The sequence below is a fragment of the Ensifer sp. genome (assembly GCF_031989085.1).
In the GTDB taxonomy this organism is placed as follows: domain Bacteria; phylum Pseudomonadota; class Alphaproteobacteria; order Rhizobiales; family Rhizobiaceae; genus Ensifer.
Genome location: NZ_DALZXU010000005.1, coordinates 35,031 through 50,031 on the forward strand (window position 1 = coordinate 35,031; position 15,001 = coordinate 50,031).

Here is a 15,001-nt window from a genome sequence, read left to right on the forward strand (position 1 = left end):
CGGCTGGCGTGACGGAGGATTGAAGCGATGGCCTGGGACGATAAGAAGCTTGGCGAACTCAAGGCGAAATACGGCGAGAGCCATGGCGGCGAACTGTTTGACCCGACCTTCCGCCGCGTCGCCGACAAGATCTTCACCAAGAGCGGCACCCGGCTTGCGCCCTATTCCGGCATCCCGACCTTCCTGACCGCGCCGCACATGGCAATCGATGCCGACGAGCCCGATTTCGGCAATCTGCAGGTCGCCATCGTCGGCATTCCCATGGATCTCGGCGTCACCAACCGCCCGGGTTCGCGCTTCGGGCCGCGGGCACTGCGTTCGATCGAGCGCATCGGTCCTTACAACCATGTGCTCGGCTGCGCGCCGGTTCACGAGCTGCGGGTCGCCGACATCGGCGACGTGCCGTTCCAGAGCCGCTACCGGCTGGAGCTCAGCCATGACGACATCGAAAAGCGCATCAACCAGATCGTCGATGCCGGCGTCATTCCGTTGTCCGTCGGCGGCGACCATTCGATCACCCATCCGATCCTGAAGGCCGTTGGCAAGAACAAGCCTGTCGGCATGATCCATATCGATGCGCACTGCGACACCGGCGGCGCCTATGACCTGACCAAGTTCCACCATGGTGGCCCGTTCCGCAACGCGGTGCTCGACGGCGTGCTCGATCCGACCCGCGTCGTGCAGATCGGCATTCGCGGTTCTGCCGAATATCTCTGGGAGTTCTCCTACGAGTCCGGCATGACCGTGATCCATGCGGAGGAAGTGACCGGTCTCGGCATTCCCGCGATCATCGAGAAAGCGAAGAAGATCGTTGGCGACGGCCCGACCTATCTCTCCTTCGATATCGACAGCCTCGACCCGAGCTTTGCGCCGGGAACCGGCACGCCTGAAGTCGGGGGCCTTACCACCCGCGAAGTGCTGGAATTGATCCGCGGCTTCAAGGGTGTCAACCTCGTCGGCGGCGATGTCGTCGAGGTGGCGCCGCAATATGATGCGACGACCAACACAGCGCATGCGGGCGCCCAGGTCCTGTTCGAGATCCTCAGCCTGATGGTGTTCAGCCCGGCCGTGACCGGCAAGTCCGCCTGACGGCCTGAAAGAAAGATTGTCGGCTGCCGGACTGGAAGCGGCAGCCGACCAGAAAATGCCTACAATCAACAATGCTTCCAGACAGGGGAACGACAATGACACTTCAAATGACAATGAAAGCAGCCTTGGCCGCCGCACTGATGCTCGGTGCTGCAACCGGTATCGCGCGTGCCGACGCGCTTGCCGACATCAAATCGGCCGGCGAGATCAAGGTCGGCATCTTCTCGGATTTCCCGCCCTTCTCCTCGGCCAGCGCCGACATGAGCATCAAGGGTTATGACGTCGACGTCGCCCAGCAGATCGCCGACGGCCTCGGCGTCAAGCTGAACCTTGTCAGCGTCACCGGCCAGAATCGCATTCCCTACCTCAACGACAAGCGCGTCGATATCCTTATGAGCGTCGGCTTCTCCAAGGAGCGCGCCGAAGTGATCGACTTCGCCGCCGCCTACGCGCCTTACTACATCGCCGTCATCGGCCCGGCCGACCTCAAGGTTGCCGGCAAGGACGACCTTGCCGACAAGACCATCGCCGTCAACCGCGGCACGCTGGAAGACACCTCGCTGACCGAGGCGGCACCGTCGTCTGCCGCGATCCAGCGCTTCGACAACTACAATGCCGTGATCCAGGCCTTCATCTCCGGCCAGACCCAGCTGATGGTCGTCGGCAACGACGTCGGCGCGCAGGTACTGGCCCGCCAGGAGGCGCTGAAGCCGGAGCAGAAGTTCCAGCTCCTGACCTCGCCGTCGCATATCGGCCTCAACAAGAACGAGGAAGCGCTGAAGACGGCGGTCAACGACGCCGTTGCCAAGATGCTGGCCGACGGCAAGCTGAACGCCAGCTCCGAGGCATGGCTGAAGACGCCGCTCAACCCCGAAAACCTCAAGGACTAATCCGCTCTTGACGCCCACGGGGACTTGGCGTCTCCGTGGGGTTTTCGGGGAAAGGTTGCGACGATGGGTTACAGCCTCGATTTCGGGTGGCTTCGGGATGCCGCGGGCGCGATCGCTCATGGCGCCTTGATGACGCTCTTCCTGATCGCCTGCACCACGGTGTTCGGCATCCTGATCAGCATTCTCTTCGCCGCCGCCCGCCGCAGCCGCTACGGCGTGCTGCGCAAGGCGGTCGCCGTCTATGTCGAGGTGATCCGCAACACACCGTTTCTGGTGCAGCTGTTCTTCATCTTCTTCGGCCTGCCGAGCATCGGCATCCGGCTCGATCCGGTCGTTGCCGCGATCCTGGCGATGACGCTCAACATGGCGGCCTACACCACCGAGATCGTCGGTGCCGGCCTCGACGCCGTGCCGAAAGGCCAGGGCGAGGCGGCCTATGCGCTCGGCCTCAGGCCAAGGCAGGTGTTCGTCAAGATCATCCTGCCGCAGGCGCTGAAGGTGATCTTTCCGGCGCTGATCAGCCAGGTGATCATCATGATGCTGGAATCGGCCGTCGTCTCGCAGATCGCGGTGCGCGAGCTTGCCCATGAGGCCGATCTCCTGCAGGCGCGCACGTTCCGCTCCTTCGAGACCTATTTCGTCGTCACGCTGATTTATCTCGCTCTGTCGATGGCGATCCGCCGTCTGTTCGTCGCCGGCGGCCGGCGTGTTCTGGGAGCAGGCGTGTCATGATCGAATTCACCCTCTGGGATATCGTTCGCAATCTGATCTTTGCCACCCGCTGGACGGTGCTCCTTTCGGCCGTCGCCTTTGCCGGTGGTGCTGCCGTCGGCCTGATGATCCTGTTTGCCCGCATCTCGAAACAAAAATGGCTGCGTCGCTTCGGTTCGGGCTACATCGCCTTGTTTCAGGGCACGCCCTTGCTGATGCAGCTGTTCCTGATGTTCTTCGGCCTGCCGATGCTCGGCTTTCGCATCGAGCCGTGGACGGCAGCGGCGCTGGGGCTGACCTTTTACGCCAGTGCTTATCTCGCCGAGATCTGGCGCGGCGGCGTCGAGGCATTGCCGCTCGGCCAGTGGGACGCCGGCGCCAGCCTCGGGCTGCACCGTCTGCAGGAACTGCGGCTGGTGATCCTGCCGCAGGCCTTTGCGATTACCCGGCCGCCGGCCGTCGGCTTTCTCGTCCAGCTCATCAAGAGCACGGCGCTGACGTCGATCATCGGCTTCGAAGAGCTTCTCAGGACCGCCAATGCGATCAATAATGCAACCTTCGAACCTTTCACGGTCTATGGGCTGGTTGCGGTGATCTTCTTCGTGCTGTGTTATCCGCTGACACAATATGCACGCATGCTGGAGCGCAAAATACCCGCGCACTGAGGCCGAAAATGTGCAAGAAATCAACGAGAACAGGGAACAAGGCGGATCACCGCCGAAACAAAGGAGACAGATGATGATCACCACTTCCATCAAGCGCCGCACGCTGCTCGGCGCGGGTCTTGCCGGCGCCTCGATGCTGGCGATGCCCTCGGTACTGCGCGCCCAGGACAAGTCGCTGAAGGTCGGCGTCTACGGCGGCTACTTCAAGACGTCGTTCGACAAGAACATCTTCCCGGAATTCACCAAGGCGACGGGCATCGCGGTCGAATCGATCGCCGAGCCGACCGGCGAAGCCTGGCTCGTCCAGCTCGAACAGGCAGCTCGCGCCGGCCAGGCGCCAGCCGACGTTTCGATGATGTCGCAGGTTGCGATGCTGAAGGGCCAGTCGACCGAGCTGTGGACGCCGATCGACATGGCGAAGATCAAGAACGGCTCGAACCTGCTCGACCGCTTCGTCAACAAGTACCCGGATGGCCGGGTTGCCGGCATCGGTGCCGTCTCCTGGTACATCACGCTGGTCACCAACACCGACGTCTACAAGGAAGCGCCGACCTCCTGGGCTGCGTTCTGGGATCCGGCGAATGCCGACAAGCTCGGCCTGCTGGCGCTGGTTTCCAACTCGTTCCTGCTCGAAGTGACCGCCAAGACCTTCTTCGGCGGCACCAATGCGCTCGACACCGAAGAGGGCATCCTCAAGGTCTTCGACAAGCTCGCCGAAGTGAAGCCGAACGTCCGGCTCTGGTACCGCGACGAGGCGCAGTTCGAGCAGTCGCTGAAGTCGGGCGAAATCCCGATGGGTCAGTACTACCACGACGTCACCGGCCTTGCGGCTGCCGACGGCAATCCGGTGCGCTCGACCTTCCCGAAGGAAGGCGGCATCCAGGATTCCGGTTGCTGGGCGCTGTCGCGCGCGTCGCAGAAGTCCGAGGAAGCGCATGTCTTCATCGACTACATGTGCCAGCCTTCGATCCAGGCGACCCTGTCGCGCAAGGTCGGCACGTCACCGACCGTCAAGCGCGAGGTCACCGACCTGACCGACAAGGAATTCGCAGCCGTTTCGTCCGACATCGAACCGATCGTGCCGCGTTACGACCTCTACCAGTCGAAGTCCGATTGGCTGAACCAGAAGTGGACCGAGCTGATCGTCGGCTGATTGCGACGACCAACCTCCTCGCCTCGGCGGGGATGGCCCATGCTGACTGACGGGGAGGACCTACGGGCTACTCCCCGCCCTTGCCCCTCCCATGATGAGGAGGGGGTATTTCCGCGGAGAGACAATGTCCGGACTTGCCCTTCAAAACGTCGTCAAGGAATTCGGGTCCTTCAGAGCCGTCAACAATGTCGAGCTCAACGTACCGCATGGGACGTTCGTCTGCATGCTCGGGCCCTCCGGCTGCGGCAAGACCACGCTTCTGCGCATGATCGCCGGCCTTGACCTGCCGACCGGTGGCGCCATCAAGCTCGATGGCGACGACATCACCCATGTGCCGACGCACAAGCGCAATCTCGGCATGGTGTTCCAGTCGCTGGCGCTGTTTCCGCATCTGACCGTCGGCGAGAACATCGCCTATCCCTTGCGCATCCGCGGTGCGGCAAAGGAAGACCAGAAGAAGCGGGTCGACGAGCTGCTGTCGATGATCCATCTCACTGGCTATGCCGACAGGCCGGTGGCCAAACTTTCCGGCGGCCAACGCCAGCGCGTGGCGATTGCCCGGGCATTGGCGATTTCGCCCAAGCTCTTCCTGCTCGATGAGCCGCTTTCGGCGCTCGACGCCAAACTGCGCGAGGCCATGCAGGTGGAGTTGCGCCAGCTCCAGCAGAAGCTGGGGATCACCACCATCGTCGTCACCCACGACCAGCGCGAAGCGATGACCATGGCCGACACTGTCGTCGTCATGAACGGCGGCGAAATCCGCCAGGCCGCATCGCCGATCGAGATCTATCGTCGCCCGGCCGACAGCTTCGTTGCCGACTTCATCGGCCAGACCAATCTTCTCGAAGTGCAGGCCGACAGCGCCGGCCGCGTCGAAGTCCTGGGACAGCCGATTGCCGGTCTCGCCTTGCCGGCAGGCGCTTCCAAGGGAACGCTGTCGGTTCGCCCCGAGGATGTGCACCTGACGGCACCGGGCGCCGGCGCGCTTTCCGGCAAGGTCACCTTTGTGCGCGATCTCGGCGGCACGATCGAAACCTTCGTCGATATCGCCGGCCGCCAGATCGTCGCGGTCTCGACGCCGCGCGCCCGGCCCGATGTCACCGTCGGCCAGGAGGTCGGTATCGCGCTTACGCCCGATGTTTGCGTGGTCCTGAAGAAATGAGACGCGAACCGCCCCAAAAACTCGGCGATTACGCCCCGCTTTTCTTTCCCGCAGCGATGCTGACGATCTTCTTCGTCGTGCCCTTCGGCACGATGATCGCCGTCAGTTTCTTCCAGCGCCTGCAGGGCGGCTTCTATACGCCGGCCTTCGTCTTCGACAATTATGCCCGGTTCCTCTCCGCCTTCTTCGGCGGCGTGCTCGGCTTTTCGCTGTTTCTCGCGGTGACCGTGGCGATCTGTTGCGTCGTGCTGGCGCTGCCCTTCACCTACATGCTGACGCGCATGAGCCGAAAGGTCCAGGTGGTTTGGCTCGTGGCGCTCCTCTCGATCCTGTCGCTGTCGGAGGTCATCATCGGCTTTGCCTGGTCGACGCTGTTTTCGCGCACCGCGGGGATCACCAACATCCTCGTCGCGCTCGGGATCATGGCGCAAGCCAAGGCGCTGACGCCGAGCTTCGGCGCGGTCCTGACCGGCATGGTCTACCAGGCGTTTCCCTATACGGTGCTGGTGCTTTTTCCCGCGCTGGTCAGGCTCGACCCGACGCTGACGGAGGCTGCCCGCACACTTGGCGCGTCGCCGCTCAAGGCTTTCTTCACCGTCGTCGTGCCGGCGCTCAGAAACACCATTACCGCCACGCTGATCATGGTCTTCATCTTCGCGCTCGGCTCCTACCTCTTGCCGCAATTGCTCGGTCGGCCGCAGCACTGGACGCTGTCGGTGCTGATCACCGACCAGGCGATCTACCAGTCAAACATGCCGTTTGCCGCGGCGATGGCGGTGTTCCTCGTCTTGGTCACGCTTGGGCTGGTCGCGCTCACCGTGATTGCCGGACGCAAGGGAGAAGCGGCATGACATCGATCTTCCGCAAGGCCTATTTCTTCCTGATCGGGCTGTTCCTGGCGCTGCCGATCATTGTCGTCGCCGGTGTGTCGGTCAACGCCAAGCAGACGCTTGCCTTCCCGCCGCAGGGCTTTTCGCTCTCCTGGTACGGCGAGATCTTTTTCAATCCGGAATGGCGCAACGCGCTGTTTGCCTCCGTCACGCTGGCGCTGCTGTCGGCGGCACTCGCGGTTACGATCGCGCTGCCGCTTGCCTGGTTCCTCTGGCGGCGGATCGCGCCCTGGGCCAATATCTTCCAGGTGCTCGGCGTCGCGCCCTTCACGCTGCCGCCCGTCATCACCGCGCTCGGCATGCTCACCTTCTGGGCGACGGTCGGCTTCTACGGCCAGCCCTGGACCGCGGTCGTCAGCCACGCGATCTTTTTCGTGACCCTGCCGCTGGTGACCTTGTCGCTCGGCTTTACCTCGATCGACCGCTCGCTGGTCGAGGCGGCATCCACTATGGGTGCCGATGAGCGCACCATCTTTCGCACGGTCGTCCTGCCGCTGATCCTGCCCTACATCGTCTCGGGCTATGCCTTTGCCTTCGTGCTGTCGCTCAACGAGTACATCGTCGCCTACATGACCGTCGGTTTCACTATGGAGACGCTGCCGATCAAGATCTTCAACGCGCTGCGTTACGGCTACACGCCGACCATGGCGTCGGTGACCGTGCTGTTCGTCACCACGGCCGCCGTGATTTTCGGTCTCGTTGCCCGTTTCGGCGACCTGCCGAAGCTGCTTGGCGCCATGTCATCGGATGGAAAATGATGAAGCTCGCAGCCCTCCAGATGCAGTCCATCTGCGGCGACGTCGCCGCCAATCTCGACCGCCTCGCGCGGGCGGCAAAGGAAGCGGCGTCGAATGGCGCGACGCTGCTGATCACGCCGGAGCTCGGGCTCACCGGTTATGGGGCAGGGGATGCGATCCGCGCTCTCGCCGAACCGGTCGATGGGCCCATCGTCCGGCGCCTGATGGAGATATCGCGGGAGAGCGGCATTGCGCTGATCGCCGGTTTTGCCGAGCGGGACGGTGACGTCGTCTATAACAGCGCCGTCCATGTCGATGGCGACGAGAAGCCGACCGTCTACCGCAAATCGCATCTTTACGGAGATTACGAACGGTCACATTTTGCGCCCGAGACGCCGACGACGAACCTCTTCGTCCATCGCGGCGTCACCTGCGGCATGCTGATCTGTTACGACGTCGAGTTTCCGGAGAATGTCCGCCGACTGGCACTGGCCGGCGCTGAAGCGGTGCTGGTGCCGACGGCGCTGCCGGCGGGATGGTCGGGCACCTTCATCGCCGATCACATGATCCAGACACGGGCCTTCGAGAACCAGGTCTTCGTCGCCTATATCAACCATTGCGGTTCCGACCCGCTGTTTTCCTTTGCCGGACTGTCGCGCATCGCCTCACCGGACGGACAGGTGCTGGCAAAGGCCGACGCGGCCCATGAAACGCTGATGTTCGCCGATATCGATCCGGCGAGCTTCGCGGTCTCGCGGCTGGAAAATACCTATCTCGGCGATCTCAATCGCGCCTGAGATCGTTCACCTGGCAAGAACAATCCGTTCTTCATTGTCTTCTTTTGATTGCGCTATGCCAACCCATATTGTGCTCAACGGAAAAGCCACATGGAGGCAATCATGAGCTTGCAACTAACGGGTATTCATCATCTGACGGCGATCACCGCGAACGCGCCGGAGAACCTGCGTTTCTACACCAAGGTTCTCGGGCTGCGGCTTGTCAAGAAGACCGTAAACCAGGATGACACCACCGCCTATCACCTGTTTTACGCCGACGGCAAAGCCACGCCCGGCACCGATCTGACCTTCTTCGACTGGCCGGTCGGCCGCGAAGGCCGCGGCACGCACAGCATTTCGCGCACGGGCTTGCGGGTCGGCAGCGCCGACAGCGTTCGCTGGTGGAAGGGCCGTCTCGACGAGATGAAGGTGACCGCCAGTGATGTCGGCGAAATCGATGGCCGCGTTTCGCTCGATTTCGAGGACGGCGAAGGCCAGCGTTTCCGGCTGATCGACGATGGTGGACTTTCGCCCTCGCACCCCTGGGAAAAGAGCCCGGTTCCGTCGGAGCACCAGATCAAGGGCCTCGGTCCGATCACGATCAGCGTGCCTGACATCACCAACACCGAGCTGGTGCTGACCAAGGTGATGAACATGACCGAGGCGAGACGCTATCCCTCGCCGGATGGCGAAGGCCAGGTGCATGTGTTCTCGATGGGCGAAGGTGGCCCGGCGGCCGAACTGCATGTCGCGGTTCAGCCGGGCCTGCCGATTGCCCGCCAGGGTGCCGGCGCAGTGCATCACGTCGCCTTCCGGGCGCCGGATACCGAAGCGCTGACAGCGTGGACGGAGCGCCTGCAGGGCTTCCGCCTGCCTTCGAGCGGCGAGGTCGAACGCTACTATTTCCGTTCGCTTTACTTCCGCGAGCCGAATGGCGTGCTGTTCGAGATCGCCACGGACGGGCCGGGCTTTGCCGTCGACGAGCCGATGGAGACGCTGGGCGAAAGCCTGTCGCTGCCGCCGTTCCTGGAACCGAAACGGGCCCAGATCGAGGCACGGCTGAAGCCGCTCGAGTAACAGACAGCAACAAAAGCCGGGGCTCGTCCCCGGCTTTTTCGTCTTTATCCCACTGATCCCATTGGCTTTCCGCCGGCACCGACCCATGATGGCCGCAAGGCGCAACAAAGGGTCAGATCATGGTGAAAATCCTCGGCATTTCAGGAAGCCTCAGGAAGGCGTCGTTCAACACCGGCCTGATGAAGGCGGCGGCCGCCGGCGCGCACGAGGGCGTCGAATTCGAAACCGCGACGCTGCACGGCATTCCACTCTATGACGGGGATGTCGAAGCCAGCGACGGCATCCCTGAAGCGGTCACTGCCCTGAAACGGAAGATCATGGCCGCCGACGGCGTGATCCTGTTCACGCCCGAATATAACAATTCGATGCCCGGGGTCTTCAAGAACGCGATCGACTGGCTGAGCCGGCCATCGGCCGATATCGCCAAGGTGTTTCGCGGAAGGCATTTTGCGCTCGCCGGCACGTCGCCCGGCAATTTCGGTACCATTCTCAGCCAGAACGCCTGGCTTCCGGTCATGCGCACGCTCGGCGCTGAACTCTGGTCGGGCAAGCGGCTGATGTTGCCGCGCGCGGAGACCCTGTTCGATCAGGACGGGCGGCTCGCGGATGCCGAAGCGGCAGATCGCCTGCGCGTCTTCGTCAAGGCTTTTGCGGATTTTGCCGGGACTGAGAGCGGTCGTTAGGAGCTGCAGTGATGGGCGGCTTTAGGTGCGGCAACGACAACGGCCCATCTCCTGCTTTTAACGCCCGTCGTAGCGCGAGCCACTTCGGACTTTCTGCAAGAAATGCTCTCGCGAAAAACCAACGTTTGTCATCCTCGGGCTTGACCCGAGGATCCATAACAGTTGCGCGCCTAACCGGTCTTCGCGTGAAACGCCAGCATGTGGATGCTCGGGTCGAGCCCGAGCATGATTGAGGGGAGGGTTGCCTTAAAATGCCGCAATCACCCCTGGTCGATGACCCCGGGTCACGCCTAGTCGGTGCGCCCTAGGTCCCTCAGACGCCCGTTTCTTCCTGCCACTGCTGGATGGCGGCGATATCGGGGGCGCCGATCTCGTGGCCCATGTCGAGATCGAGCGCCGTGAGGTTTGCGCCGGTTTTCGCAAGCTCGTCTTTCAGTCGCGGGGCAAACTGGCCGTAGCCGTCGTTCTTGCCGGTCAAAAGCAGGATGTTCGTGCCTGCAAGGTCCGGGGTCGGCGTTTCGTCGAGCACGAGCATCGAGCGCATCAGCACCACGTTGCGGATCAGGCCCGGATGCAGTGTCATCAGCGCGACCAGCAGGTTGGCGCCATTGGAATAGCCGATGAACACCGCCTTTGCGAGATCGATTCCGTAGCCGTCGCGGGCGCCCTCGAGAAAGGCGGCGAAGGCGTCGGCTTCGGCGCGCGCGTCCTTCTGGTCGAAGGTCGTGGAGGAGTAGCGCCGGAACCAGCGCGGCGAGCCTTCTTCCGTCGAGCGGCCGCGAACGCCGAGCAACGTCGCCTGGTTGTCGACCTGATGGCCGAGGTGCAGCAACTGCGTCTCGTTGCCGCCGCTGCCGTGCAGAAGAACGAGGGTCCGGTCGTCAAGCGTCTCGGGATGGTAGAAGCGGTGAACGAAGGGCAGGTCGCGTTCCGTCAGCCTGGGCTCGCCGGGCAGCGCAAACTGCGGCAGGCTGACTAGTGTTTCCGCCGTGCGATCGGCAAAATGCGGCGGGATGAACAACTGCGTGCCGAGCGTTTCCTTCGGCTCGTCGAGAGTGAAGCCGGGCGCGTCGGTGGCAAATTCGTAAAGCGAGCCGCCGGGTTCGCGGGCGTAGAGCGAATAGAAGTACTTGCGATCATGGGCGTTGACCGTGGCATCGTCGCGCTTCAGGTCGTCGCGCAGCTTCAGCACGGTATCCTTGTCGGGGGCGCGAAAGGCGATGTGATCGATCGTGCCGGTGCCGGGCGCTGCGGTCCAGAAGCCGGTGGCGTCGCGCACGTCTATGATGTCGCCGGACTGCGAGGTGAAGCGGCGGATTGTGTCGGTGGCGCCGGTTTCGCTGTAGCCGAAATGCGCGGCGAGAAAGCGGGCGGATTCGGCCGGCTGCTCCGTCAGGATCGTCGCGCCGCGCAGCCGCCTGATCGCGTCCGCTTCGGGAATGTCGCGTGTGCTCCAAGGCGAGGCTGCCGCAACCGCGTCGGTTCCCACGAGTTTGACGATGATGCCATCGGGGTCCTTCAGCCGCAGCACCGGTTCGCCAAATTCCTGGGCCGGGCCGGAGATCTTGATGTTGTACTGCAGCGCCCTCGTCAGCCAGAAGCCGATGCTCTCAGGCGCAATCGCAAAGGCGATTTCGCTCGGCTGGCCATGGCCGACGCGGCCGGGAGCGCCGTCCTCCCACATCAGGAACGTGACCAGCGACCCTGGAGACCCCTCGGCATCGCCGTAGAAAAGATGGAGCTGCGTCGCGTCCTCATAGCCGCCGGTCCGCTTGACGAGCCGCAGGCCGAGGAAGCCGACATAGAAATCGACATTGGCCTGCACCTTGCGGGCAATCAGCGTGATGTGGTGGATGCCGCTCGTCATGTTGTGTCTCCCGATATGATGCGCCCACAAACCACATGCCGGGCATCCGCGCCAGAACCCCGGCGGAGAACGCAGTGTTCAATGTGGCGCAAAGTCAGCTCCGGTCTTTGGCGAGGAAGGCCTTGAAGGCATCGGCATAATCAGGATGCCAGCGCGACAGCGGCGGCCGGTTCTCGACGATGTCGCCGGCTGCCCACAGGATGCGCCGCTCGTCGGTCGATCTCGCCACGTCGTTGTCCGGGCAGAGGATATAGAAGTCGCCACGCGCAAGGCTATCCATCATGAAGTCGACGGTTTCATCCGATGTCCAGGCGCCTGCCGGCTTTTCCGTGCGGCCGTTTGCCGTCAGCGACGTATAGACAAAGCCCGGGATCAGCAGATGGGCGTGGACCTGTCCGCCGGCAATGTTGCGCAGGTCGTGCTCCAGCGCCTCGGTGAAGGCTTTCACGCCGGCCTTCGACACATTGTAGGCCGGGTCGCCCGGTGGCGTGGTGATGCCCTGTTTCGAGCCGGTATTGATGATCACGCCCGGCTCGCCATGGGCGGTCATGTGCGGCGCAAACACGCGCGAACCGTTGATGACGCCCCAGAGGTTGACGGCGAGCACCGCCTCCCAATTTGCCTGCGGGCCGAACATGGCGCTGCCCGGCTGGATACCGGCATTGTTCATCAGCACATGCACGGGGCCGAAGCGCTCGCGCGCGGCGTGCTGCAGCGCCTCGATGCTTTCGAGGCGAGAGACGTCGGTCGGAACGGCTGCGATGTACTTCGTGCCATGCGGCGAAAGCTCCGCGACCTCGGCTGCAGCCTGTGTCAGGCGCTCGCCTTCGAGATCGGCGAGCACAACGCGCATGCCAAGGCGCGCGAAATGCCGGGCGCTTGCAAGTCCGATGCCGGAGGCGGCACCGGTGACGACGGCAAGATGGTCGGGGGCAAAGGCGGGATGAGGCATGTCGGAAGCTCCAGCGGGCAGGGTCTGTCGCAAGAGATAGGGCGCGGCAGGACGGCTGTCCATCGTCGCAGGATAATCGCAAAGTAATGAAGCGCCTGAAATCTATCCGTTTTTGGCGCCGCAAACCTTGCCGCTCCGAGCTGCCACACTAGTTCCGATCAGAACCAGGGTGGCAGCGATGGGCCGCCGCGACATGTATCGGATGGATTGATGGCAGCAACGGCACACCGTAATGACAAGCGTACCCCTTGTGAAAGCTGTCCCCTGCGCAAGCTCGATCATTTCCGGGAATTTGCCTCGGAAGAGCTGGCTTTCGTGTCGGAGTTCAAGACCGGCGAGCTGGCGGTCGATAGCGGGGCGACGATCCTGGTGGAAGGCTCGCACAGCGCCCATCTCTTCACCGTGCTGACCGGCTGGGGGTTTCGCTACAAGATGCTCGACGACGGGCGCCGGCAGATCCTCAACTACATCATGCCCGGCGACCTCGTCGGGCTGCAGGGCAGCCTGATGGGCGAAATGCAGCACTCGATCGAGGCGCTTTCGCCCGTTACGCTCTGCGTCTTCGAGCGCGGCAAGCTCAATCGGCTTTATGAGAGTTATCCCGATCTGGCCTATGACCTCACCTGGATCGCCGCACGCGAAGAGCGCATCCTCGACGAAAACCTGTTGAGCATCGGCCGCCGGTCGGCACTGGAGCGGGCCGCCTATCTCATCGCCTTCCTCTACCAGCGCGCCGAGGCGCTCGATCTCTTCAACGGCAGCCGCGTCGCGATCCCGATCACCCAGCAGCATGTGGCCGATACGCTCGGGCTGTCGATCGTCCATACAAACAAGACCCTGAAGAAGCTGGCCGAGCGCGGCATGATCCGCTGGGCGGACAAGGGCTGCAATGTTCGCGATATCGACGGCCTGCTGGCGATCGCCGGCTGGGAGGGGTTCAGCGAGACGAAACGACCGCTGATCTGATGCTTCGTCCGGCGGGTGCCGGATACGGAAAACCCCGCCGAATGGCGGGGTTCGACGATACGTGCGAAGGGATCGACGTCAGGCGGCGACGACCGCTCTCAGCATCCATAGCGCCTTCTCGTGGAAGGTGAGGCGATCGGTCAGCATGTCCGTCGTCACGAGGTCGTTGTTTTCGTCAGCCTTTACCCCGGCTTCGCGCATGCGCCGCACGGCAGCCTCGTGGTCGGCGATCAGATCTGCGACCATCTCAGCCGCCGTCGTATGGTTGACGGACGCGCTGGTGGGCGCGAACTGGTTGGCTTCGCCGAGCTTTGCCGGCGCCAGGTGTCCGAGTGCACGGATGCGCTCGGCGATGATGTCGGTCGCCTTGAACAGCGTGTTGTAGTGCTCTTCGGTCAGTTCATGCAGCGGCTTGAACAGCGGGCCCACGACGTTCCAGTGATAGATGTGGCTCTTGATGACGAGCTTGTACGTGTCGGCGAGAATGTCGGAGAGCGCGGCCGCCATCTGCTGGCGATAGGCCTTCTTCAGCCCGATGTCGAATTCCTCGTCCTTGACCTTCGGTTTCAGCACGGAGGCTGCCTGTGCCATGATTTTTCTCCAATCCGTTTCGCAAGTTCATGCGGGGTGTCGAGACGCGGCCCGTGATTGTGCCGCTTCCCACTCAACGTGCCGGACGGCGGCTTGTTCCTTTCGTCGGCCGTGGAGGATTCGGTAGGTCACAAGGCGTGCCCGACATGTCTTTTTTAAATGCCGGGGGAGGCCGCGGAGCTTATAGATCAAGGTTGATTGCGCCGATCGCCATAGCGGCCGGCGCATGGTTCTCGCGAAAGGTGGACCGAATGACGACGATCGAGATTCCACCGTCGATCAGAACTGTGCTCGTTCTGGAAGACAATTTCATCATCGCGATGGATGCCGAAGAAATCCTGAAATCGATGGGTATCGGCGATGTCCAGATCGCGACCAATGCCGATCAGGCGCTGAAGCTGATCGCCCACAAGACTTTCGATTTCATCATGCTCGACGTCAATCTCGAGGATGAGACAAGCTTTGCCGTCGCCGATGCCATTCTGGCGCGCGGCATGTGCTTCGGCTTTACCAGCGGCTACGGCGACGCCGAAATCTTCCCCGCGCACCTGCGCGGGGTGCCGAGGATCGACAAGCCATTCAACGAGAGCTCGATCGGCAACCTGATCGCGACCGCCATCCGGCGGGATCGGGCGTAGCCCCGAGGCCGCCATCCATTCTTCGCGTGTGTTGAGCGGCACTGCCACCATCGGTCGCAGTGCCCTTTACATGCGCAGGACTTCCAGACACCGGCCAAGTATGCGACTTTGCTTACATCCTCGCGACAAGCGAGGTGCATCTTGTCGATTGCGG

16 protein-coding genes are annotated in these 15,001 nt (G+C 62.8%); 13 read left to right on the forward strand and 3 right to left on the reverse strand.

Annotation, left to right across the window (positions count from 1 at the left end; translation table 11 throughout):
* Positions 1-27: 27 nt before the first annotated feature.
* From speB to RTP54_RS20750, 11 genes are all read left to right on the forward strand, one after another.
* Positions 28-1,089 (forward strand): agmatinase, encoded by a 1,062-nt coding sequence (gene speB, locus RTP54_RS20700; RefSeq protein WP_112817586.1) that lies wholly within the window; start codon positions 28-30, stop codon positions 1,087-1,089.
* A 95-nt stretch (positions 1,090-1,184) separates the two neighbouring features.
* A complete protein-coding gene (locus RTP54_RS20705; RefSeq protein WP_312365564.1) occupies positions 1,185-1,979 on the forward strand; it encodes a transporter substrate-binding domain-containing protein in 795 nt (264 codons plus the stop codon).
* A gap of 63 nt (positions 1,980-2,042) precedes the next feature.
* Positions 2,043-2,711 carry an amino acid ABC transporter permease gene (locus RTP54_RS20710; RefSeq protein WP_112817587.1) on the forward strand — a complete coding sequence of 223 codons (669 nt, stop codon included), beginning with the start codon at positions 2,043-2,045 and terminating at the stop codon, positions 2,709-2,711.
* Entirely contained in the window at positions 2,708-3,355 is a 648-nt protein-coding gene (locus RTP54_RS20715; RefSeq protein WP_112817588.1) for an amino acid ABC transporter permease, read from the forward strand. The genes RTP54_RS20710 and RTP54_RS20715 overlap by 4 nt, the downstream gene beginning before the upstream one ends.
* 73 nt (positions 3,356-3,428) lie before the next feature.
* Positions 3,429-4,508 carry an ABC transporter substrate-binding protein gene (locus RTP54_RS20720; RefSeq protein WP_312365568.1) on the forward strand — a complete coding sequence of 360 codons (1,080 nt, stop codon included), beginning with the start codon at positions 3,429-3,431 and terminating at the stop codon, positions 4,506-4,508.
* 124 nt (positions 4,509-4,632) lie between these two features.
* Positions 4,633-5,670 (forward strand): ABC transporter ATP-binding protein, encoded by a 1,038-nt coding sequence (locus RTP54_RS20725; protein ID WP_112817589.1) that lies wholly within the window; start codon positions 4,633-4,635, stop codon positions 5,668-5,670.
* The gene (locus tag RTP54_RS20730) at positions 5,667-6,521 is read left to right on the forward strand and encodes an ABC transporter permease (RefSeq protein WP_112810578.1); all 855 of its coding nucleotides are present in this window, start codon (positions 5,667-5,669) and stop codon (positions 6,519-6,521) included. Before RTP54_RS20725 ends, RTP54_RS20730 begins: the two co-directional genes overlap by 4 nt.
* Positions 6,518-7,318, forward strand: coding sequence for an ABC transporter permease (locus tag RTP54_RS20735; protein WP_112810579.1), 801 nt, complete (start codon positions 6,518-6,520; stop codon positions 7,316-7,318). Before RTP54_RS20730 ends, RTP54_RS20735 begins: the two co-directional genes overlap by 4 nt.
* On the forward strand, positions 7,315-8,094 hold the full coding sequence (locus RTP54_RS20740) for a carbon-nitrogen hydrolase family protein (RefSeq protein WP_312365571.1): 780 nt from the start codon (positions 7,315-7,317) through the stop codon (positions 8,092-8,094). Before RTP54_RS20735 ends, RTP54_RS20740 begins: the two co-directional genes overlap by 4 nt.
* A gap of 102 nt (positions 8,095-8,196) precedes the next feature.
* On the forward strand, positions 8,197-9,150 hold the full coding sequence (locus RTP54_RS20745; protein ID WP_312365573.1) for a ring-cleaving dioxygenase: 954 nt from the start codon (positions 8,197-8,199) through the stop codon (positions 9,148-9,150).
* A gap of 119 nt (positions 9,151-9,269) precedes the next feature.
* Entirely contained in the window at positions 9,270-9,833 is a 564-nt protein-coding gene (locus tag RTP54_RS20750) for an NADPH-dependent FMN reductase (RefSeq protein ID WP_312365575.1), read from the forward strand.
* Between the two features lie 313 nt (positions 9,834-10,146).
* On the opposite strand, the gene RTP54_RS20755 is transcribed toward RTP54_RS20750, so the two are convergent.
* A complete protein-coding gene (locus tag RTP54_RS20755; RefSeq protein ID WP_312365577.1) occupies positions 10,147-11,700 on the reverse strand; it encodes a VOC family protein in 1,554 nt (517 codons plus the stop codon).
* Between the two features lie 94 nt (positions 11,701-11,794).
* Positions 11,795-12,652 (reverse strand): SDR family NAD(P)-dependent oxidoreductase, encoded by an 858-nt coding sequence (locus RTP54_RS20760; RefSeq protein ID WP_312365579.1) that lies wholly within the window; start codon positions 12,650-12,652, stop codon positions 11,795-11,797.
* 210 nt (positions 12,653-12,862) lie between these two features.
* Between RTP54_RS20760 and RTP54_RS20765 the strand changes: the two genes are divergently transcribed.
* The gene (locus RTP54_RS20765; RefSeq protein WP_112810583.1) at positions 12,863-13,618 is read left to right on the forward strand and encodes a Crp/Fnr family transcriptional regulator; all 756 of its coding nucleotides are present in this window, start codon (positions 12,863-12,865) and stop codon (positions 13,616-13,618) included.
* A gap of 78 nt (positions 13,619-13,696) precedes the next feature.
* Here the strand turns inward: RTP54_RS20765 and RTP54_RS20770 are convergent, their stop codons facing one another.
* Positions 13,697-14,209: a Dps family protein gene (locus RTP54_RS20770; RefSeq protein WP_112810584.1), complete on the reverse strand. Its 513-nt coding sequence runs from the start codon at positions 14,207-14,209 to the stop codon at positions 13,697-13,699.
* A 251-nt stretch (positions 14,210-14,460) separates the two neighbouring features.
* Between RTP54_RS20770 and RTP54_RS20775 the strand changes: the two genes are divergently transcribed.
* Positions 14,461-14,847 (forward strand): response regulator, encoded by a 387-nt coding sequence (locus RTP54_RS20775; protein WP_112810687.1) that lies wholly within the window; start codon positions 14,461-14,463, stop codon positions 14,845-14,847.
* Positions 14,848-15,001 lie beyond the last annotated feature (154 nt).